Annotated in this window: 1 protein-coding gene; it reads left to right on the forward strand. The window is 66.5% G+C overall.

What is annotated here, in order from left to right; translation table 11 throughout:
• Window positions 1–270: hypothetical protein (locus tag V7676_RS18725; protein ID WP_335661071.1), on the forward strand; the 270-nt coding region annotated here is incomplete at its 5' end.
• Window positions 271–683: the final 413 nt, after the last annotated feature.

Below are 683 nucleotides of genomic sequence, written 5' to 3' on the forward strand. Positions count from 1 at the left end.
CATGGCGATAACTTAGGCCTCCGCAGTCAGTTTGCAAGGAATGTCATTAAAAATCCATGCAAAGCGCAGCGTGCAGGCGGTTGGCCGCGAGGGGAGGGGCGCCTTGGCGCCTGGGGCCGTATGTCGTCTAATGGCAGAATGATCCAGTCGACTACTCGTCTCAGCCGGGGCGCGCGCCTGCGGCGCTCGCGGCCTGTGTGGATCTATGGCGCGACTGTTTTGGCTGTTGTCGTCCTGCTTGGGCTGGGGCTGCTGGTCTTCAGGCCGTAGGGCGAGTTGGGGAAGGCCTTCCCCTGCGGCCGAGCCTGAAGTCTCGGCCGACCCCTTCTGCGGGGACACCCCGCAACGCCCCGGAAGCGGAGAGCGGCCGGCGGGCGTGCTCGGTCCCGCCGCGTTCCGCGGCTCCTGCGGGTCCGCCCCTACGGGCGCGTCGCGCCGCCAGCCGCTCGACGGCGTGTCCCGCCATGGCCGTTGGCCAGGCTCCTTGCGGCCTTCATACTAATCTGGGGCCTGCGCAGCAGGGTAAGCTCTGGCAATGATTCGAATTCCTGCGGGAAACCTGTTCGCCTCGGCGTCCTCGATTGGCGGGTCCTGCAAGTACTTGCAGATCGCTCAACGGCAGATGCGCGAGACCGGCCATGACCGCGTCGTGGTCGCGTTGGGCGACATTGGCGTCACGATCC

Origin of the sequence: Parasphingorhabdus sp. (assembly GCF_036963805.1) — a bacterium.
In the GTDB taxonomy this organism is placed as follows: domain Bacteria; phylum Pseudomonadota; class Alphaproteobacteria; order Sphingomonadales; family Sphingomonadaceae; genus Parasphingorhabdus.